The organism is Acidimicrobiales bacterium (genome assembly GCA_035536915.1).
Taxonomy (GTDB): domain Bacteria; phylum Actinomycetota; class Acidimicrobiia; order Acidimicrobiales; family JAHWLA01; genus JAHWLA01.
The window spans coordinates 52,305-71,618 of record DATLNE010000023.1 but is presented as its reverse complement, the minus strand read 5'-3'; the positions used below and the strand labels follow the sequence as shown (position 1 = coordinate 71,618).

The following is a 19,314-nucleotide window of genomic DNA, read 5'->3' as shown; positions in this document are numbered from 1 at the left end:
CCGTTCTATCCCGCATACGATCGACGCAATGCCCGATGCCGTCATCATCGGTTCCGGCCCCAACGGTTTGGTGGCAGCCAACCTGCTGGCCGACGAGGGCTGGGACGTCGTCGTCCTCGAAGCAACGGCCACGCCCGGCGGCGCCGTGCAGTCGGCCGAGCTCATCGAACCGGGCTACGTCAACGACGTCTTCAGCGCCTTCTACCCGCTCGCTGCGGCCAGCCCCGTCATGCGCACGCTCAACCTGGAACGCCACGGCGTGCGCTGGCGCCACGCCCCCCTCGTGCTCGCCCACCCGGCGCTCGACGGCACCTGCCCCGTCATCTCCCGCGACCTCGACGAGACCGCCGCTTCGCTCGATGCCTACAGCCCCGGCGACGGCGCCGCCTGGCGGCGGCTGTTCGCCCTGTGGGAGCGCATCGGCCCGCCGATGACCGAAGCGCTCATGGACCCGTTTCCCCCGGTGCGGGCCGGGCTCAAGACCCTGGGCCGCCTCCGCCCCAGCGAAATCGTGCGCTTCGCTCGTTTCATGCTCCTGCCCGTGCGACGCATGGCCGAGGAGGAGTTCGACGGCGAGCCGGCCCGCCGGCTGCTGGCGGGCAACGCGCTGCACACCGACCTCTTTCCCGAGTCGACGCTGAGCGGGCTGTTCGGCTGGCTGCTCGCCTGCCTCGGCCAAGACGTGGGGTGGCCCGTCCCCGAGGGCGGGGCAGGCGCGCTCACCAACGCCTTGGTGCGCCGGCTGGAGCAGAGCGGCGGCAAGGTGCTCGTCGACCACCCCGTTGCCCAGGTGGTGGTGCGCAACGGCCGGGCCACCGCGGTGCGCACGCACGACGGCACCGAGTTCGACGCCCGTCGCGCCATCGTGGCCGACGTCAACGCACCGTTCCTCTACCTCGACCTGGTGGGTACCGAGCACCTGCCGTCGCGGGCGGCCGACGACATCCGCCGCTTCCAGTGGGACAACCCCACCGTCAAAGTCGACTGGAACCTCGACGGGCCCATCCCGTGGACGGCGGAGCCCGCCCGTCGAGCGGGGACGGTGCACGTGGCCGAATCGATCGACGCCCTCACCCGCACCTCGGTCGATCTCGCCACTGGCCAGATCCCGGCCGACCCGTTCCTCATCCTCGGGCAGCAGAGCATGACCGACCCCACCCGCCAGCCCGCAGGCAAGGAGACGGCGTGGGCCTACACCCATGTGCCCGCCCGCACCCTCGACGCCGAAGCCGTCGCCGACCGCATGGAGGAACGGGTCGAGGAGTTGGCGCCGGGCTTTCGCGGCCTCATCCGGGGCCGCCACATCCTCTCGCCCAGTGAGCTCCAGAGCCGCAACCCCAACCTGCGGGGCGGCGCCACCAACGGCGGCACGGCGCAACTCCACCAGCAGGTGGTGTTCCGGCCCACGCCCGGCCTCGGTCGGGCCGAGACGCCCATCGGCGGGCTGTACCTGGGGTCGTCGTCGGCGCATCCGGGCGGCGGCGTACACGGCGCCTGCGGGGCCAACGCGGCAAAGGCCGCACTGTGGGCCCGCCGCACGCGGCGCTAGGCGCCGGCCTTCAGTTGCTTGCTCATGCGCAGCCGGGTGCCCGTGCCGTCTTCAGCGATGGGCGACTCCACGTCGACCGACGTCATCAGCATGCGGATGAGGTGCAGGCCCCGCCCCGACGTGTCGTCGAGCTTGCCCCGCAGGTCGACGCAGAACGGGTCGAAGCCGACCCCGTCGTCCTCTACCAGCACGGTCACCATGTCGTCTTCGATCTCGGCCAGCAGCTTGATGCTGCCTTCGACGCCCTTGGGGAAGGCGTGACGGATCACGTTGGCGCACGCCTCGTCGAGGGCGAGCACCACGTCGTCGACGAGATCGGGCGAGGGCGCGGTTTCCTCGAGGTACCCGGCCACTGCCTGCCGGGTCTTCGGGAGCATCCGCGCATCCGCTGGGATGTGAAGCTGGAGGACGAGCCGCATAAGTCTCCGCCGTTCGTCGAGGGTCGTCGTTGACGTTCCCGGCTCCCGCAGGGGACAAACCGGACATCGGCATTCTGTGCGGGGCGGCGTCGTGGTCGGCCCGCTCCCTCGTGCACGACAGCCGCTGGTACCCCAAGCGCTCGATGAAGGCGGCGGAGCGCATGGCGTTCTATGCATCGCACCTGCCGCTGGTGGAGATCGACGCCACCGCCCGCTTCCCCCCGACCCCCGACCTCAGCCGCCAATGGGCCGAGCGCACGCCGCCCGGCTTCACCATCGACGTGCAGGCCTGGTCGCTGCTCACGGGCGCCGCCACCCTGCCCGACTCGCTGTGGGAGGACCTGCGCGACGAGGTGCGGCCCGACCTGCGCGACCGCCGTCGGCTCTACGCCGCCCATCTCTCGTCGGACGGGTTGCGAGAGGCGTGGGACCGCTTCCGCCACGCCCTGCTGCCCCTCTACGAGGCCGGGCGGCTGGGCGCCGTCGTGCTGCGCTACCCGCACTGGCTCAAGCCCGGCGACACCGGGCGGGGGCTGCTGGCCATGGCCCGGCGGCGGCTCCCGGAGTTCCATCTGGTGGTGGAGTTCGGCAACCTGGGCTGGCTCGACGAGTCGTGCTGCGAGGAGACGCTGAGCTTCCTCGAAGAGCTCGGCCTCGGGTTCTGCTGCGTCGACGGGGAAGGGCTGCCGCTGGTCGCCGCCACCACCGCCGATGTCGCCATGGTGCGGTTCTTGGGGCGCAACCCCGACGCGTGGGACACCGACTACCGCTACTCCCCCGACGAGCTGGCCGCCTGGGTGCCACGCCTGCGAGGGATGGCGGAGGGGGCCGACGAGGTGCACGTGGTGTTCGCCAACACCTGGCGCGACCTGGCGGTGGCCAACGCCATGGAGTTGCAGGAGCTGCTCAGTCGGCCGTGATGTCGGGGCCGCTGACCACCGAACCGTGGTGGGCGGTCATCAGCCAACGGCCGCTTCCGGGGTCGCGCACGAAGACGTTGAGGGCGGCCACGGTGGCGCCGACTTGGTCGCCCAGCAGGTTCTCGTCGATCGACACCCAGCCGACCTCGCCTTCCACCGACACCCGCTCCTCGGTCAGTACGAACTGGAGCGACTGGACGTTCTGGAAGAGGGCGAAGAACGAGCCTGCCACTGCGCCCCAACCCCGCAAGGTGGCCCACCCGGGGTGCGTGCAGGTCACCCGGTCGGAGCGCTCCCACACGGCCGACATGGCGTCGAGGTCGCGCGCTTCGAAGGCTTCGTAGAACGCCCGGTTGGCCCGGCGGAGGTCTGCAATGGCGTCGACCGTGCGAGCGTACAGTGCCCTCCGTGGCCGACATCGCCTGGTACGACTTCGGCGGGGACGGCCCCGACCTGCTGCTCGCCCACGCCACCGGCTTCCACGCCCATGTGTGGCTTCCGGTCGTGGAACGGCTGCGGTCGCAGTTCCGGTGCGTGGCCTTCGACGAGCGAGGCCACGGCGACTCGGCGTCGGCCGGCTCCTTTTCCTGGCACGACTTCGCCGACGACCTGTTGGGCGTGGTCGGCGCCGCCGGGCTGGAGCGGCCCTTCGGCGTCGGCCACTCGTGCGGGGGCGCCTTGTTGCTCTTGGCCGAGGAGGCAGTGGCGGGCACGTTCCGGGCTCTGTACTGCTTCGAGCCCGTGACGCCCGCCTTCGACGACCCCCCGTCGGCGCCCACACGCAGCCCGTTGGCCGACGGGGCCCGACGTCGTCGGGAACTGTTCCAGTCGCGGGAGGCCGCCTACCAACGCTTCGCCTCGAAGCCGCCGTTCTCGCGGTTCGCCCCCGAGGCGTTGCGGGCCTATGTCGACCACGGCTTCGACGACCTGGGCGACGGGACGGTGCGGCTGAAGTGCCGAGGCGAGGACGAGGCCCGCGCCTACGAGAACAGCGCGGGCCATCGGGCCTACGCCGATGCCGCTCGGGTGCAGTGCCCGGTGACGCTGGCCTACGGCAGCGAGACCGACGCCATGGGCGCCTGGGTGATGGAACCGTTGGCCGCGCGCCTGCCCGATGCCCGCGTCGAGGTGCTGGAAGGGCGGACCCACTTCGGCCCGCAAGAGGACCCGGCCGACCTGGCTGCGCGCATCGTGCGGGCCTTCACCGCCGCGGCCGCCTGATGCTGGCGCCGTTGGCCGTGGGGGCGGGCGCCGCCGCCCAGGCCGTCACCGGCATCGGCTTCGCCTTGGTGTGCGCGCCGTTCCTGGTGGCGGCCGAGGGAGGGCGAGAGGGCGTGCGGTTGGCCATCCTCCTCTCCGCCCTGTTGAACACGGTCATGGTGGCCCGCGAGCGACGCCACGTGCGGCCGTCGTTCGTCGTGCTGCTGCTGGTGCCCGCCGCCTTGGCCACGCCGGTGTTCGCCGTGGTGGTGCGCAGGCTGCCCGAGGACGTGCTGGCGGGCGTGGCGGGCGCCGTGATCCTGCTGGCCGTCGCGGCGCTGGCCGTGGGACTGCGGGTGCGACGGGCCGAGGGCCGGGGCGGGGCAATCGTGGCCGGCGTGGTGAGCGCAGGCATGAACGTGGCGTCCGGGGTGGGCGGCCCGCCGGTGGCGTTGTACGCAGTAAACGCCGGGTGGCCGCCCCGCACGGCCAGGGCCAGCCTGCAGGCCTACTTCTTGTGCCTCAACGTTGTGGCGCTGATCGGGCTCGGCTTGCCCGCGCTGCGGCCCGGCCTGTTGGTGGCCATGGCCGTCGGCTGGGCGGCCGGCACGCTGCTCGACCGCTTCGTGCCCGACTCGTGGGCCACCGCCGCCGTGCTCACCATCGCAGGCATCGGCGGGGTGGTCGCCCTCGTCTCAAGCATGTAGGGACTACTCCGGGTCGAGGTCGAGCCCCAGCCGGTGCTGCCCGGCAATGGTGAGGGTGACCTCGGGCGAGTACTGGTGGTAGAGCGCCGCCCGCAGGTCGCGGATCATGCGGTCCACCGGGCCCCGGCGGGCGTAGGCGCGGCCTCCGGCCAACTCGGCCGCTGTGGCCGCTACCTCCTGGCAGGCCGAGGTCACCACCCGCTTCATCTGCTGGATGGTCACGAAGTTGTCGACCGTCGGCTCGGGGTCGTCGCCGAGCAGTGCGAACACCCCGTCGATCGCCCACTGCGCGGTGCGCAGGTGCCCGTCGAGCAGGCCGACCTGCCGGGCCGCCGCCCCCGTCACCTTGCTCGACCCGAGCACCACGTCGGCCAGCCCCTCGGCCACGCCGAGGTAGGTGCTGTAGATCACCGGCCAGGCGTGCAGCGAGGCCACCAGCAGCGGCCGGTCGAGCTCGCCCCAGGTCCGTCGGGCCGACACCTGTCCCTCGCCGACGAACACGTCGTCGAGCACGATGTCGTGGCTCCCCGTCCCCCGCATGCCCGCGGCGTCCCAGGTCTCCTCGATGGTGACGCCCTCGGCCGTGAGCGGGAGGCCGAACCCGATCACCTCCGCTCCCGGCTCGGCGGCACCGATGGCGGCGAAGGTGACGGCCGCTGTGGCCACGGGCGAGATGCTGGCGAAGGTCTTGCGGCCGCTGACCCGCCACCCGCCGTCGACGGGGGTGGCGACCGCCGCGGGCTTGGTCCAGTCGTTGCCGCCGGTGGAGACGAGCACGATGCGCTCGTCGTTGACCCGGCGCAGCGTGGGCTCGACCACTGTGTCGCCCCGCCGCCACCGCCAGGCGGAGGCCAGGACGAGGTGCAGGTGCATCGAGCACGCCAAGGCGGTCGACCCGCAGACCCGGGCGATGATCCGCTGGGCCTCGGCGACGTCGCGCGTGAGGGCGCCGTGTCCCCCGAGCTCGCCGGGCACCGGGGAGGCCAGGTACCCCAGATCCCTCGCGGCGGCGATGCCCTCCTCCACGAACGACCCTTCGATGTCGTGGCGGTCCGCATGGGGGGCGGCCGCGGCCGCGACTTCGGTGGCGAGCTTGTCGACGATCTCCATGAGTTTGCACGGTACGCGTGACAAGTCCGATTCGGAAGTACATGATCTGGACCATGAAGACCTACGGGGAGTACTGCCCCATCGCCATGGGCTCCGAGGCCATCGGCGACCGGTGGACGCCCCTGGTGCTTCGTGAGCTCATGGCCGGGTCGGAGCGGTTCTCCGAGATCCACCGGGGCGTGCCTCGCATGTCGCGGACCCTGTTGGCCCAGCGCCTCAAGCAGCTCGAGCGCATCGGCGTGCTGGAGCGACGGCCCGGTCCCACCTACCACCTCACCCAGTCCGGCCGCGACCTGGAAAGCGTGGTGTTCGGCATCGGCGACTGGGCCATGCAGTGGCTGTTCGGCGACCCCGCCAAGGAGCACCTCGACGGCAGCCACCTCGTTTGGCGGGTCCGGCAAGCCGTGGTGACAGAGAACCTGCCGACGGGGCGCACCGTCGTCCGCTTCAACTTCCCCGATGCCGACCGGGGCAAGTGCGTGTGGCTGTTGCTCGATCACGGCGGGCAGTCGGTGTGCGAGCGCGACGAGGGCTTCGAGGTCGACGTCAACGTCGTCGCCTCCATCAAGGAGTTCATGCGCGTCTGGATGGGACGCAGCACGTGGGCCGAAGCCATCGCGCAAGGGAGCCTGACCATCGAGGGCCCCCGACCGCTCGTGCGCGCCTTCCCCTCCTGGTTCTCCCTCAGCCCCTACGCCACGCGCTAACCGGGGCCGAGGCGGACGGCCACTTCGTTGGCCAGCAGGCGGCCTCGTACGGTCAGCCGCACGTGGCCCGGTTCCGCCGCGGGCTCGACCAGGCCGACCAGGCCGTCGAGGTCGTCGGGCAGCACCTCAGCAGGCACGCCGGCTGAGGTGCGCAACGCCAACTGCAACCCCTCGACCTTGCGTTCGTCGGCCCCCAGTACCTCGTCGGCGGCCACGGGCGACTCGCCCTGCGCAACCAGGCCGATGAAGCGCTCGGGCGTGCGCACGTTCCACCAGCGCCGCCCGTCCACGTGCGAGTGGGCGGCGCAGCCGATGCCCCGGTAGTCGCCCTGCGACCAGTAGAGGAGGTTGTGGCGGCACTCGTGCCCCGGCCGCGCCCAGTTGGAGATCTCGTACGAGCGCAACCCGGCGGCCGACAGCACCGACTCCGCCACCACGTACTTGTCGGCCTGGTCGTCGTCGTCGGGATGGCGGCTCGGGTCGTCGGCCAACGCCGTGCCGGGCTCGACCGTCAGCGCGTAGGCGCTCACGTGCGGCGGTCCCAAGGCCACGACGGCATCGAGCGTGCGCCGCCAGTCGTCGAGCGACTCCCCTGCCCCGCCGTAGATGAGGTCGACGTTGAACGACTCGAAGCCCGCCTCCCGCGCCCAGCGCACGGCCCGCTCTACTGACAGCGGGTCGTGCTCCCGCCCCAGGGAGCGCAACACGGCGGGCACCATCGACTGCACGCCGAACGACAGCCGGTCCACCCCACCCGCCCGGTAGGCGGCCAACAGCTCGGGCGTCACCGTCTCGGGGTTGCACTCGACCGTCACCTCGGCACCGGCCGCCCGCGGCACGGCGTCGAGCACCCGCACCAGCAGCGCGGCAGGGAGCAACGACGGCGTGCCCCCGCCGAAGAACACCGACGTGGCCGCCCGGCCGACCGACGCCAGTTCCGCCACGCAGGCATCGACGTAGTCGCCCATCAGGTGGGAGCGGTCGGTCCAGGTGGCGAAGGCGCAGTAGTCGCAGCGCCGGGCGCAGAACGGCACGTGCACGTACACGCCGAATTCCCCGCTCACCGCCGCCATATTAGGCTTGCCTAACATGCTGCTCGTCACCGGCGGTGCCGGCTTCATCGGCTCCCACCTGGTCGCCGCCGCATTGGCGCAGGGCCACCGCGTGCGAGTCCTCGACGACCTCTCCAGCGGCCGCGCCGAGCGCCTGCCCGCCGAAGCCGAGCTCGTCGTGGGCGACATCACCGATGCGGTCGCCGTCAAGGAAGCCATGCAGGGGGTCACGTCCGTCGCCCACCTGGCGGCGCTCCGGGCCGTGCCCCGCAGCGTCTCGCAGCCCCTCGACACCGACCGGGTCAACAGCCACGGCACGCTCTGCGTGCTCGAAGCGGCCAAGCAGGCGGGCGTCCGCCGCGTGGTCGTCACCAGTTCGTCGAGCGTCTACGGCGCCGCCGCCACCCTGCCCACGCCGGAGACGGCTCGCCCCGCCCCGGCCTCCCCCTACGCGGTCTCCAAGCTGGCGGGCGAGCATTACGCCGAGGTCTACGCCGACTTGTTCGGCCTGTCCACCCTGAGCCTGCGCCTGTTCAACGTGTACGGGCCGGGCCAGTCGCCCGACGGCCCCTACGCCCAACTGGTGCCCCGCACCCTCGACGCCCTCCGCAACGGCGCCCGCCCGGTGGTCTACGGGGACGGCACCCAGTCGCGCGACCTCGTCTACGTGGGCGACGTGACGGGCGCCTTCCTGGCCGGCCTCGACAGCGACGCCACCGGCATCCTCAACGTGGGCTCGGGCCGGGCCACCACCGTGCTCGACGTGGTCAAGGCGGCAGGCGGCACCGACGTGCAGTTCCTGCCCGCACGGGCGGGCGACGTGCCGCACACGTGCGCCGACGTCACCAGGATCGGCGAGGTGCTGGGCTGGCAGCCCACTGTCGACCTGGCCGAAGGGCTGCGCCGAACGGCCTAGGACGAGCCGGCCGTCAGGCGTTGAGGCGGAGGCCGAGGTCGTCGAGCCGGCGGCGGATGCCTTCGGCCGACAGGTCGAACAAGCAGGCGATGGCCCGCACGTCGTCGGCCCGGATGGTGAGCATGCGGCCGTTGAAGTCCTGGCGCTGCACCTGGATCATGCCGAGGTACCGGCGCAGGAGGTCGCGCTCGGGCCCGCTCACGCCGTCGAGCCGGGTCAGGTCGATGGTCACCCGGCCGCCGTCGTCGTCGACAGCGCCCGCAGCGGTACGCACCTCGGAGGTCGTCGGCGTGGCAGGCGCAGGTGCGGCCGTGGCCACGCCGGCGATGTCGCGGGGCAGGAGTTGGTCGACGGGCACGCTGTAGAACGCGGCCAGGCGCTGCAACCGGGGCACAGAGATCGACCGCTCACCGCGCTCGTAGGCGCCGAGCACGGACGCCTTGAACTCTTGGTGCGACTGAGCCTCGACCGCCTGCAGCGAGAGCCGCTTCTGCTTCCTCACTGCCCGCAGCCGATCGCCCACTCGTTGCGCGTAGTTGGCCGACATCTGTTCGTCGTTCACGTGTGACCCCCTTCCGGGACTCCAGGGTACTGCTCACGGAGCGTAAAGAAAACCACCGAGTGTGAAATCAGCTTTTGAGCAGTCCGGAACGAAGTGCGCAAAGCAGGACAGCGCCCGCCACCGCAGCGGTTTCCGCTCGTAGGACGGTGGGCCCCAAGCCCACCCGCGGCACCTCGGCGGCCAGCTCTTCGGGCGCCCATCCCCCCTCGGGCCCGACCAACAAGACGGCCCGGGCCAAGGTGGGCGGCTCGCCCCCCGGCTCGGCCAAGGCGCAGCCCTCCCACGCCACCACGTCGGCGAACGGCACCATCGCCGTGACCTCGGGCAGCCACGTACGGCGCGATTGCATGCCTGCGGCCCGGGCCACCCGGCGCAGCCGTTCCAAGCTGCGCTCGGCCCGGTCGCCCCACCGCACCACCCCGCGGGCCGTCGCCACGGGCACGATGCGGTCGACGCCGAGCTCGGTCAGCTTCTGCACCACCCACTCCGGGCGATCGCCCTTCACGGGGGCGAAGGCCACCGTCACTGCAGGCGCGGGCCGCTCGTCGCGCACGACCTCGCCCGCGCACTCCACCGAACCGTCGCCCCGCCACGTGCACGGCCGCCAGCCGCCGGCCCCGTCGGACACCGACACCGTCTCCCCCGCCCGCAGCCGCAGCACCCGGCTCAGGTGGTGGCGGTCGTCGGGATCGAGGTCGGGCGCGTCCAGGTCGTCGACGAAGACGTGGGCGCTACTTGAACGCACTGCGGATCTTGGAGAACAGCCCGACGTCGACCGGTGCCACGTCCTCGCCCCGCGAGGCGGCGAACTGGCGCAACAGGTCTTCCTCGGCCTTGTTCAGCCCGGTCGGCGTGTCGACGGCGACGCGCACGAGCAGGTCGCCCCGCCCCCGTCCGTCGACGTGGGGCACGCCCCGCCCTCGCAGCCGGAACACGCGCCCCGTCTGGGTGCCCGCGGGCACTACCAGGTCCTCGGTCCCGTCGAGGGTCTCGAACGGCAGGTGCACGCCGAGCGCGGCCTGGGTGAGGGGGACGTGCAACTCGTGCACAAGGTCGTAACCCTGGCGCTGGAAGCGCTCGTCGGCCTGCACGGTGATGTGCACGTAGAGGTCGCCCGACGGGCCGCCCCGAGGCCCGGCCGCCCCTCGCCCGGTCAAGCGCAAGGTGGTGCCGTCGTCGACGCCCGCAGGCACCTCCACCGACAGCGTGCGCTCCTCGTGGCGGCGTCCCTCGCCTCGGCAGTCGCCGCACGGGCTGGCGATCTCCTCGCCCGTGCCACCGCAGCGGGTACACGGCGACGCCGTCACCATCTGGCCCAGGATCGACTGGCGCACCCGGCGTATCTCGCCGGTGCCCTGGCACTGCGAGCAGCGGGCGGGCGTGGTGCCGGGACGGGCGCCCGTGCCACTGCACGTCGAGCACGGCACCGGCAGCATCACGGTGATGTCGCGCTGGGCGCCGAACACGGCGTCGCGGAACGCCAGGTGCAGCCGCATCTCCACGTCGTGGCCCCGAGGGGGGCCGCCGCGTGCGCCGCGTGCGCTCCCGGCGCCGCCCCCGAAGGGCGAGCCGCCGCCGAAGAAGGCGTCGAACAGGTCGCCCAGCCCGCCCACGCCGCCACCGCCGAAGATGTCGTCGGCCGACGGCCCGCCCGCGCCCCGCATGCCTTCGGGGCCGAAGGTGTCGTAGCGCCGGCGGCGCTCGGGGTCACGCAACGTCTCGTAGGCGAGCGTCACCTCCTTGAACCGCTCCTCGGCCGTGGGGTCGGGGTTGGTGTCGGGGTGCAGCTCCCGGGCCAGCTTGCGGTAGGCCCGCTTGATCTCGTCGTCGGAGGCGGTGCGGGACACGCCCAAAAGCTCGTAGTAGTCGGTGGCCATCAGGGCGTCCTTCTTATCCCTCGGAGAGGCGCGCGCCCAGCCTGCGGCTGACGACAGCCACGGCGGCGAGCGCCTCGGGGTAGTTCATGCGGGTCGGCCCGAGGACGCCGATGGCCCCCGCATGCTCTCCCTCGACCTCGTAGGGCGCCACGACGACGGCGCACTCCGACAGCGGCTCCAGGCCGTGCTCGGTGCCGATGGCGACCGACAACCCCCGGCCCAGCACGTCTTCGAGCAGGGTCACCACCACGTACTGCTGCTCCAGGGTGTTCAGCACCTGGCGCACCGTCTCCACGGCGTCGAAGGCGTTGGCCATGCGCGACACGCCCCCGACGAAGACCGAGTCGGGCTCGTCGTGGTGGTCGACGCCCCGCAGCGCGTCGAGCGCGACCGACACCAGTTGGTCGACGGCCGGGTCGCCCGCTTTGGCCCGAGCAGGCAAGTCGCGCAGCGTGTGGCCCACCAGGTGGCGCGCCAGCACGGCGCCCGCAGCGACCAACCGTTCGTCGCCCACCTCTTCCTTCAACTCGATGGTGCGCTTCTCGACCACGCCGTTGGCCAGCACGGCGACCAGCAGCGTCACCCGGGGCCCCAGCCCCACCAGTTGCACGGAGCGCACGGCGGCACCCTCGTGGGCGGGGGCCACGACCACGGCGGCGTAGTCGGTCAACGTCGACAGCAGCTTGGAGGTGTCGTGCAGCATCTGTTCGATCTCGCCGTGGGCCTTGCGGAAGAAGTCACGGACAAGTTGCTGCTTGCCGGGATCGAGTGGGCCTGGCCCGGAAAGCTGGTCGACGAAGAAGCGGTAGCCCTTGTCGGTGGGGATGCGCCCGGCGCTGGTGTGGGGCTGCACCAGGTAGCCCTCGCGTTCGAGCACGGCCATCTCGTTGCGCACGGTGGCCGACGAGACGGCCATGTCGGTGGCGCGCGCCACGTGGGCGGAGCCCACGGGTTGTGCCGTCTCGATGTAGCCCTCCACGACGGCTCGGAGGATGGCGGCCTTCCGTTCGTCCAACATGGCTGGCACTCGATGATACGAGTGCTAGCGGGGGGCGTCCTGCGAGTGCGCCTCGGTGAGGGAGTCGAGCTCGTAGCGGACGCCGGGGGGCAGGCCGCGGGCCAGGTCGCCGAGCAGCTCGCTGACGTGCTCGGCTTGGTCGCCGATCATGTTGAGCAACTGGCGCCGGCGATCGCCGTCGAGGTTGTCCCACGCTTCCGCGAGCGTATGAGCGGCGCCGGAGATGATCGCCATCGAATTAAGGAGCCCGTGTGCGACGACTGCTGCCGTCGGGTCGGGCGACCACTCATCCACGCGCGCCTCTTCCTCGATCGCTCCCGCTCGCGATGCAAGCAAGAACCTTACTGGTATGTGGTGCGCCTCAGCCTTCGGGCGTTGCCGCCTTCTTGGTTGCGGCTTTCTTGGCCGGCGCCTTCTTGGCCGCCGCCTTTTTCACCGGTGTGGCGTGGTCGTGGTCGTGCGCCTCGCCCTGGTGCTCGTGCTCGAAGTTCTCGTGCGGGTAATGGGCGTGCGTCGTCTCGGCGTGGTCGTGGTCGTGCTCGTGTTCGGAGCTCAGGTGGTCGAAGCCACCGGCCAGGCGGTTGTGGTTGTGGGTCACGTGGTAATGGCGGTGGGTGTGCACCAGCGCCTCGTGGGTGTGGTCCTCCCATTCCTTCTGGTGCTCGTGACCTTCGGCCATGACGCAATCTCCTTACGGCAAACAGGTATCCGGGGAGTCCTAACCGGTCTCCGGCGTGGTCAACCGCACCAGCGTGGGGATGAGGCTGCCCACGATGTCGCCCTTCTCCAGGTAGGCGTGGGCGGCGGCGGCCTCGGGCGACTCCTGCAGCGCCGGGTCGCGCAGGCTGGTGAACAGCACGACCTTGACCTCGGGCAGTTCTGTGCGCAGGTGCTCCAGCACCTCCAGGCCGGTCATGCGGGGCATGCCGATGTCGAGCACGACGACGTCGGGGCGGTGGTGGCGCAGCACGTCGAGGGCATCGGCGCCGTCGGCGGCCTCGCCCACCACGTCGAAGCGACCGTCGAGGTCGAGTCGGAGGCGGAGGAGGTCGCGGATGTGGGCGTCGTCGTCGGCGACGACGACCGTGATCGGTCGCACGGCGGGCGCGGGCGGGCTAACGCTCGGCCGCGGCCCGGGCGACGCTGCGCCAGGCTTCCGCCGTCGACAACAGGGACAGTGACGTGGCGGCGTCGGCTCGCGACAACGCCGCTTCGACCAGTTCGCCGGCGATGCGGCCCGCCACGTCGGGTTCAGGGACGCAGCGCGGGCAGGTCGTGTACGGCCCCGGCATCATCGGAAGCTCGAGTGCGCACATCGGGCACGTCACCGCCATCCCTGCTCCCTTCACCGACCCTGTGACGAAGGATACGGCCAAGCCGGTCGGATCGCACCACATTCGACCCGACCGGCTCAATCCGGGAGTTACCCGACGAAGTCGCGCACCTGGCCGTAGACGGTGGCGTCCTGGTGCAGGTCGCTGTGCGAGATGCACGCCGTCTGCGTGTTGGTGGCCCCGATCAGCGACACGCTGGAGTCGGGGTTGATGATGGTGTCGCAGGCCGACCACCACGTGCGGTAGTTGGGCGTGCCCGGCGTCTCGTCGGTGGCGTTGAGGTTCTTTGTGAACGTGGAGTTCAACCGCATCTCCGTGCACGCCGTCGAGAAGCAGAAGTTGGCGGTGTCGGTGCCGTGGTTGGGTCCGCCCAACGAGACCCACTCGTCGATCTTGGCCGAGCCGCCCAAGTTCTTGGAGTAGTAACGCGACGACAGGCCGCCCATGGAGTGGCTGATGATGTCGACTTTGGTGGCACCGGTGGCCGCCAGGATCTCGTTCACTTTGGTGGCGATCTGCTGCGCGGTGGTGGCGTTCGACTGGCTGGTGTTGTATTGCCAGTTGTAGAGCTCGTTCGAGGCCCAGCCGTCGGCCTGGAAACGGCCGATCATCGTGGTCCAGGTGCTGGAGTTCGAGTTCCAGCCGTGGACGAAGAGGATCGGGTCGTGCACGAGTGCGGCAGCAGCCGGTGGCGTCACCGTCGACGGCAGCAGCAGCATGGACGAGAGGGCCAAGAGGCCCAGGACCTTTCGCATGGTTTCCCCCCATTTGGTCGGGTGTTGAAGCGAGGCACTCTAACCGGGCACGGCCACGTTCAACCATGGCCCGTAGAGTGCAGGCATGGACGCCGTGGTGGCCCGCAAGATGTACCGGACCTTGGAGCCGTACCACTCCTTCGTCTACTTCGCGCCGCAGAGCCGGCAACTCGACTACTTCGCCACACGAGCGGCCGGGATGGGGCCGGTGCCCGCCGAGGTGGTGGTCGCCACCTTCTTCAATTTCGCCCCCCGTTTGGTCGAGCAGTCGGTGCCCCGGGTGTGGCAGGAGCAGGCGCCCGCCGCTTGGCACGAAGCGCGCCTCGACGCCGTCGACCACACCCTGCAGGAGGTCGTCGTCGACCAGGCGGCCGCCGTCGAGGCCGCCCAGTTGGCCCGGCGAGCGGCCGAAGCGTGCGAGGCGGTCGGACGGCCGCTCTACGCAGGCCACGCCTCGCTGCCGTGGCCGAGTGACGACCAGCCCCACCTGGTGCTGTGGCACGCCGTCACCCTGCTGCGTGAGCACCGCGGCGACGGCCACATCGCCGCGTTGCTCGTGGAAGGGCTCGACGGGTGCCAGGCCCTCGTCATGCACGCGGCGGCGGGCGACGTACCCCGCTCGTTCCTCCAGGGTTCACGGGGGTGGTCCGACGTGGAGTGGGAGAAGGCCGAGGGATGGCTGCGCGAGCGGGGGTGGATCGACGAGGCCGGCGGGCTGACCGACGCGGGCCGCGCCGCGCGCGACCGCTACGAGGAGGCCACCGACCGCTTGGCGCTGCGGCCGTGGGAGACATTGGGCCCCGACGACTGCGACCGGCTGCGCACCATGGTGCGGCCGTTCTCGCGGGCCATCGTGGAGGCCGGGCTGCTCTCGTTCGTGCGGTAGCGCCCGCCGTCAGTCGTCGAGGCGCAGGGCGGAGATGAAGGCTTCTTGGGGCACTTCGACGCGGCCGATGTTTTTCATCCGCTTCTTGCCCTCCTTCTGCTTCTCCAGGAGCTTGCGCTTGCGGCTGATGTCGCCGCCGTAGCACTTGGCGATGACGTCCTTGCGCTTGGCCTTGACCGTCTCGCGGCTGATGATGCGCCCGCCGATAGCGGCCTGGATGGGCACGTCGAACATCTGCCGAGGGATCAGCTCGCGCAGCTTGGAGGTCATCTTGCGGCCGTACTCGTCGGCCTTGGTGCGGTGCATGATCGTGGAGAAGGCGTCGACGGCCACGTTGTTGAGCAGTACGTCGATCTTCACCAGGTCGGCGGGCTGGTAGCCGGAGGGCTCGTAGTCGAGGGAGGCGTAACCCTTGGTGCGTGACTTGAGCTGGTCGAAGAAGTCGACCACCACCTCGGCCAGGGGGATGCGGTAGACGAGCTCCAGCCGCTCAGGCGACAGGTACTCCATCTTCACCATCTCGCCCCGCCGGGTCTGGCACAGGTCCATGACGGTGCCGGTGTACTCGGTGGGCAGGAGGATGGTGGCGGTGAGGTAGGGCTCTTCCACCGAGGCCAGCTTGTGGGGGTCGGGCATCTCGGAGGGGTTGTCGACCTCCACGACCTTGCCGTTCTCCAGGTGGGCGATGTACTCCACCGACGGGGCGGTGGCGATGAGGACGAGGTCGAACTCGCGCTCGAGGCGCTCGCGCACGATCTCCATGTGCAGCAGGCCGAGGAAGCCGCAGCGGAAGCCGAAGCCGAGGGCACCGGAGGTCTCGGGCTCGTAGGTGAACGACGAGTCGTTGAGCCGCAGCTTCTCCAGCGCATCGCGCAGGTCGGCGAAGTCGTCGCCTTCCACCGGGTAGAGGCCGCAGAACACCATGGGCTTGGGGTCGCGGTAGCCGGGCAGCGGCTCGGCGGCGCCGTTTGTGGCGGTGGTGACGGTCTCGCCCGAGCGGGCTTCTCGCACGTCTTTGATGCCGGCGATGAGGTAGCCGACCTCGCCGGGGCCGAGGCCGGCGGTGGGCGTGGGGACAGGCGAACGGAAGCCGATCTCCTCCACGTCGTGGGTGACGCCCGCCTGCATGAAGCGGAGGCGCTGGCCGTTCTGCATTGTGCCGTGGACGATGCGCACGGCACTGACGACGCCCCGGTACTGGTCGTAGTGCGAGTCGAAGATGAGCCCTTGCAGGGGTGCGTCGCGATTGCCCTTGGGCGGCGGGATGCGCTCGACGATGGCGTCGAGCAGGTCGGGCACGCCGTGGCCGGTCTTGGCGCTGATGCGCAGGATCTCGCCGGCCGGGATGCCCAGCACGTGCTGGATCTCGGCCGCGTAGCGGTCGGGGTCGGCGGCGGGCAGGTCGATCTTGTTGAGGGCGGCCACGATCTCCAGGTCGGACTCCATGGCCAGGAAGCAGTTGGCCAGGGTCTGGGCCTCGATCCCCTGGGCGGCGTCGACCACCAGCACCACGCCTTCGCAGGCGGCCAGGCTGCGGCTGACCTCGTAGCCGAAGTCGACGTGGCCGGGCGTGTCGATCAACTGGATGATCGTGTCCTTCCAGTTGACCCGCACGTTCTGGGCCTTGATGGTGATGCCCCGTTCGCGCTCGATGTCCATCGAGTCGAGGTACTGCTCGCGCATGTCGCGGGCGTCGACGGCCCCCGTCAGCTCGAGGATGCGGTCGGAGAGGGTGCTCTTGCCGTGGTCGACGTGGGCGACGATGGACAGGTTTCGTAAGCGGTCGAGGGGGATCACGATGCCCGCCATCGTACGAACCCCCGTTCTGGTCCGTTAATCCGGCGCGTGGGCGCCGGATTAACGGACCAGAACCGGCAAAGGTCAGGCTTGGCGGAGGGCTTCCATGGGACGGCGGTCGCGCATCCACACGGTGAGCTCGGCGGCGGGGACCGGCTTGCTCAAGAAGTAGCCCTGCACCACGTCGCAGCCGAGCGCCGAGAGCAGGTCCCAACTGCCTTCGTCCTCCACGCCCTCGGCCACGGTGCGCAGGCGCAGGTTGCGGGCCAGGTCGATGGTGGAGCGCACGATCACCGCGTCGGAGTCGTCGCGGGTCATGTTCATGACGAACGACTTGTCGATCTTGAGCTCGTGCACCGGCAGCCGCTTGAGGTGCGCCAGTGACGAATAGCCGGTGCCGAAGTCGTCGAGGGCGAGCTCGACGCCCATGTCGCGCAGCGCCTTCAACACGCCGAGCACCCGCACGGGGTCGGCCATGACGATCGACTCGGTGATCTCCAACTGGAGCCACTGGGAGGTCAGCCCGTGCGTTTCCAGCAGGCGGGCCACGTCGAGCGGGAACGCCGGGTCGTGCAGGTTGCGCAGCGTCAGGTTGACGGCCACGCCGATCTCGAAGCCCTCGTCGTGCCAGCGCCGCACCTGGGCCAGCGACTGGTCGAGCACGTAGAGGGTGAGCGGCTTCGACAGGCCGCTGCGCTCGGCGATGGGGATGAACAGGTCGGGCGGCAAGAGCCCGTGCTCGGGGTGCTGCCAGCGGATGAGGGCCTCGACCCCGATGATGCGGCCCGACTCGAGGTTGGCCTTTGGCTGGTAGTGCAGGACGAACTGCCCCTGCTCCATGGCCTGGCGCATCTCGTGCAGCAGCGTGAGGCGCTTGGGGCTGTAGGGGTCGCGCTCGGCGCTGTAGACCTGGTAGCCGCTGCGGGTCTCCTTGGCCAGGTACATGGCGACGTCGGCTCGCTGCAGCAGCGTGTCGATGTCGTCGCCCTGCTCAGGGTGGAGGGCGATGCCGATGGACGCGTCGATGTCGAGCACCACGTGTTGCAGGCTGAAGGACTGCTCCAGGGCTTCGAGCATGCGGTCGGCCACGTCCATGGCGGTGGCCTGGTCGGTCACGTCGTGGAGCAGCACGGCGAACTCGTCGCCGCCGAGGCGGGCGATGGTGTCCTCCCGGCGCAGCACCGCTTCCAGGCGGGGGCCGATCTGCTGCAAGAGGATGTCGCCGATGTGGTGGCCGAGGGTGTCGTTGATCTCCTTGAACCGGTCGAGGTCGATCAGCATGACGGCGACATTGGTGCCGGCGGCCCGGGCCTCCTCGATGGCCTCCTCGGCGCGCTCCCGGTACAGGGTGCGGTTGGGCAGCCCGGTGAGCGGGTCGTGGGCCGCCTCGTGCTCCTTGGCCAGGAGGATCGACGCGCACTTGTGCACGGCGGCGATGGGGAACAGCAGCAGGGGCACCAGCAGCAACGTGCTCTCCGAGGCGGCCACCACGATGGGGGCAAGGCTCAGCAGCACGCCCGACGTGCCCGCTTGGAAGAGGAAGTCGCGGCGGAGGAACTTGCGGATGGAGGCGCCTTCGGCGAGCGCCGGGCCGGTCCCCGCCACGGTGTTGTTCACCAGGAAAAAGACGATGGCGGCGAGCACGACAGCGGGCAGGTCGTCGCCTGTGATGGCGTTGCGGGCCATGAGGTTGGGGCGCAAGCCGTGGAGGACGGCGGCGGACGCGCTCACCGACAGGGAGAACTGCGAGACGTTGTAGGCGACCTTCCACAGCGGCTTGCGGTGGATGGCATCGGCGAGCAGCGACGCCAGTGCGAGCGACAACACCGCGGCGGCCGCGCCCGAGGTGAGCAGCAGGGCGAAGGCGAAGGTGGTGGAGACGGTGATGTGCTCCTCGCCGTCGCGACGGGCGACCTTGATGGGGATGAGCTCCCCGAGCACTACGAGGGGGGTGAAGAAGACGACGAAACCGGGTGAGGCCTCGGTCAGGTCGGAGAAGGTGAGGGCCACCAGCGCGGCCAACGACGCCAACCCGAGCGCGCAGACGACCGTCACGTAACGGTGTACCGGCTGCCACCGGCCGAGGCGCAAACGGATGTGGTCCAAGGTCGTGGCCTTCACGAAAAGAAGAGGGTTGCGGCCCGGGTGCCAGCATCACCCGGTTCCGCCAGTTGATTACGAGTGGGCTTGTGCCCCTACCACTTCCGGGGAGCGCCGAGCAGCGCAACGGTTGCGGCAAGGCCGGCAAAGCCACTGGCAAGCCTGAAAAGGCGAGCCTTCATGGGGGACCTCCTCCCGATAGCGACGCCCCCGCTGGGAGCCGCTCCTGATCCTTCGGCCACCCCGCCGCCGTCCTTTAGTGGCAACCCCCACACGGACTAGTCACTCAAACGTTGCCCGGCTTGGTGCGTCCTTTGTTCGCCGGAAGGCTCGTTTCGGCAGCCCGTGGCTGCGGAAAACCGGCGCGGTGTCATCGGTCGCCGCGCCTGTCCGCCCGGCTCCTCA

At 70.6% G+C, this 19,314-nt stretch carries 22 protein-coding genes; 7 read left to right on the top strand and 15 right to left on the bottom strand.

Annotated features, from left to right (window positions below; genetic code table 11):
- Positions 1–28 precede the first annotated feature (28 nt).
- Positions 29–1,549: an NAD(P)/FAD-dependent oxidoreductase gene (locus VM938_06350; GenBank protein ID HVF74652.1), complete on the top strand. Its 1,521-nt coding sequence runs from the start codon at positions 29–31 to the stop codon at positions 1,547–1,549.
- Here VM938_06350 and VM938_06345 read toward each other — a convergent pair.
- Complete coding sequence (locus VM938_06345; GenBank protein ID HVF74651.1) at positions 1,546–1,968, bottom strand: ATP-binding protein; 423 nt, start codon at positions 1,966–1,968, stop codon at positions 1,546–1,548. The genes VM938_06350 and VM938_06345 overlap by 4 nt on opposite strands.
- Before the next feature lie 29 nt (positions 1,969–1,997).
- Here VM938_06345 and VM938_06340 point away from each other — a divergent pair, with 29 nt between their 5' ends.
- Positions 1,998–2,888 carry a DUF72 domain-containing protein gene (locus tag VM938_06340; GenBank protein HVF74650.1) on the top strand — a complete coding sequence of 297 codons (891 nt, stop codon included), beginning with the start codon at positions 1,998–2,000 and terminating at the stop codon, positions 2,886–2,888.
- Here the strand turns inward: VM938_06340 and VM938_06335 are convergent.
- Positions 2,875–3,264 carry a nuclear transport factor 2 family protein gene (locus VM938_06335; GenBank protein HVF74649.1) on the bottom strand — a complete coding sequence of 130 codons (390 nt, stop codon included), beginning with the start codon at positions 3,262–3,264 and terminating at the stop codon, positions 2,875–2,877. The two genes, VM938_06340 and VM938_06335, sit on opposite strands and share 14 nt — an antisense overlap.
- A 32-nt stretch (positions 3,265–3,296) precedes the next feature.
- On the opposite strand from VM938_06335, the gene VM938_06330 reads away from it, so the two are divergent.
- Positions 3,297–4,109: an alpha/beta hydrolase gene (locus tag VM938_06330; protein HVF74648.1), complete on the top strand. Its 813-nt coding sequence runs from the start codon at positions 3,297–3,299 to the stop codon at positions 4,107–4,109.
- Positions 4,109–4,795: a TSUP family transporter gene (locus tag VM938_06325; protein ID HVF74647.1), complete on the top strand. Its 687-nt coding sequence runs from the start codon at positions 4,109–4,111 to the stop codon at positions 4,793–4,795. The genes VM938_06330 and VM938_06325 overlap by 1 nt, the downstream gene beginning before the upstream one ends.
- A 3-nt stretch (positions 4,796–4,798) precedes the next feature.
- Here VM938_06325 and VM938_06320 read toward each other — a convergent pair whose 3' ends face one another.
- Positions 4,799–5,905, bottom strand: a complete 1,107-nt coding sequence (locus VM938_06320) for an acyl-CoA dehydrogenase family protein (GenBank protein HVF74646.1) — start codon at positions 5,903–5,905, stop codon at positions 4,799–4,801.
- Positions 5,906–5,958: 53 nt separating this feature from the next.
- Here VM938_06320 and VM938_06315 point away from each other — a divergent pair, with 53 nt between their 5' ends.
- Positions 5,959–6,612, top strand: coding sequence for a helix-turn-helix domain-containing protein (locus VM938_06315; GenBank protein HVF74645.1), 654 nt, complete (start codon positions 5,959–5,961; stop codon positions 6,610–6,612).
- Here VM938_06315 and hemW read toward each other — a convergent pair.
- Positions 6,609–7,676 (bottom strand): radical SAM family heme chaperone HemW, encoded by a 1,068-nt coding sequence (gene hemW, locus VM938_06310; protein ID HVF74644.1) that lies wholly within the window; start codon positions 7,674–7,676, stop codon positions 6,609–6,611. The genes VM938_06315 and hemW overlap by 4 nt on opposite strands.
- Before the next feature lie 25 nt (positions 7,677–7,701).
- Between hemW and VM938_06305 the strand changes: the two genes are divergently transcribed.
- Complete coding sequence (locus tag VM938_06305; GenBank protein HVF74643.1) at positions 7,702–8,580, top strand: NAD-dependent epimerase/dehydratase family protein; 879 nt, start codon at positions 7,702–7,704, stop codon at positions 8,578–8,580.
- Between the two features lie 13 nt (positions 8,581–8,593).
- Here the strand turns inward: VM938_06305 and VM938_06300 are convergent, their stop codons facing one another.
- The 9 genes from VM938_06300 to VM938_06260 form a co-directional block, all read right to left on the bottom strand.
- A complete protein-coding gene (locus VM938_06300; protein ID HVF74642.1) occupies positions 8,594–9,142 on the bottom strand; it encodes a transcriptional regulator in 549 nt (182 codons plus the stop codon).
- Between the two features lie 67 nt (positions 9,143–9,209).
- Positions 9,210–9,887 (bottom strand): RsmE family RNA methyltransferase, encoded by a 678-nt coding sequence (locus tag VM938_06295; GenBank protein HVF74641.1) that lies wholly within the window; start codon positions 9,885–9,887, stop codon positions 9,210–9,212.
- Positions 9,874–11,019 carry a molecular chaperone DnaJ gene (gene dnaJ, locus VM938_06290; GenBank protein ID HVF74640.1) on the bottom strand — a complete coding sequence of 382 codons (1,146 nt, stop codon included), beginning with the start codon at positions 11,017–11,019 and terminating at the stop codon, positions 9,874–9,876. The genes VM938_06295 and dnaJ overlap by 14 nt, the downstream gene beginning before the upstream one ends.
- A gap of 13 nt (positions 11,020–11,032) precedes the next feature.
- A complete protein-coding gene (gene hrcA / locus VM938_06285) occupies positions 11,033–12,037 on the bottom strand; it encodes a heat-inducible transcriptional repressor HrcA (GenBank protein ID HVF74639.1) in 1,005 nt (334 codons plus the stop codon).
- A 24-nt stretch (positions 12,038–12,061) separates the two neighbouring features.
- Positions 12,062–12,331 (bottom strand): histidine kinase dimerization/phospho-acceptor domain-containing protein, encoded by a 270-nt coding sequence (locus VM938_06280; GenBank protein ID HVF74638.1) that lies wholly within the window; start codon positions 12,329–12,331, stop codon positions 12,062–12,064.
- Between the two features lie 67 nt (positions 12,332–12,398).
- A complete protein-coding gene (locus tag VM938_06275) occupies positions 12,399–12,716 on the bottom strand; it encodes a hypothetical protein (GenBank protein ID HVF74637.1) in 318 nt (105 codons plus the stop codon).
- 39 nt (positions 12,717–12,755) lie between these two features.
- Positions 12,756–13,136, bottom strand: coding sequence for a response regulator transcription factor (locus VM938_06270; protein HVF74636.1), 381 nt, complete (start codon positions 13,134–13,136; stop codon positions 12,756–12,758).
- 16 nt (positions 13,137–13,152) lie between these two features.
- Complete coding sequence (locus VM938_06265; GenBank protein HVF74635.1) at positions 13,153–13,281, bottom strand: hypothetical protein; 129 nt, start codon at positions 13,279–13,281, stop codon at positions 13,153–13,155.
- Positions 13,282–13,460: 179 nt separating this feature from the next.
- Entirely contained in the window at positions 13,461–14,126 is a 666-nt protein-coding gene (locus VM938_06260) for a triacylglycerol lipase (GenBank protein ID HVF74634.1), read from the bottom strand.
- Between the two features lie 85 nt (positions 14,127–14,211).
- On the opposite strand from VM938_06260, the gene VM938_06255 reads away from it, so the two are divergent.
- The gene (locus tag VM938_06255) at positions 14,212–15,012 is read left to right on the top strand and encodes a hypothetical protein (protein HVF74633.1); all 801 of its coding nucleotides are present in this window, start codon (positions 14,212–14,214) and stop codon (positions 15,010–15,012) included.
- A 9-nt stretch (positions 15,013–15,021) separates the two neighbouring features.
- On the opposite strand, the gene lepA is transcribed toward VM938_06255, so the two are convergent.
- Positions 15,022–16,821: a translation elongation factor 4 gene (gene lepA / locus VM938_06250; protein HVF74632.1), complete on the bottom strand. Its 1,800-nt coding sequence runs from the start codon at positions 16,819–16,821 to the stop codon at positions 15,022–15,024.
- A gap of 72 nt (positions 16,822–16,893) precedes the next feature.
- Complete coding sequence (locus VM938_06245; GenBank protein HVF74631.1) at positions 16,894–18,930, bottom strand: EAL domain-containing protein; 2,037 nt, start codon at positions 18,928–18,930, stop codon at positions 16,894–16,896.
- Between the last annotated feature and the right edge of the window lie 384 nt (positions 18,931–19,314).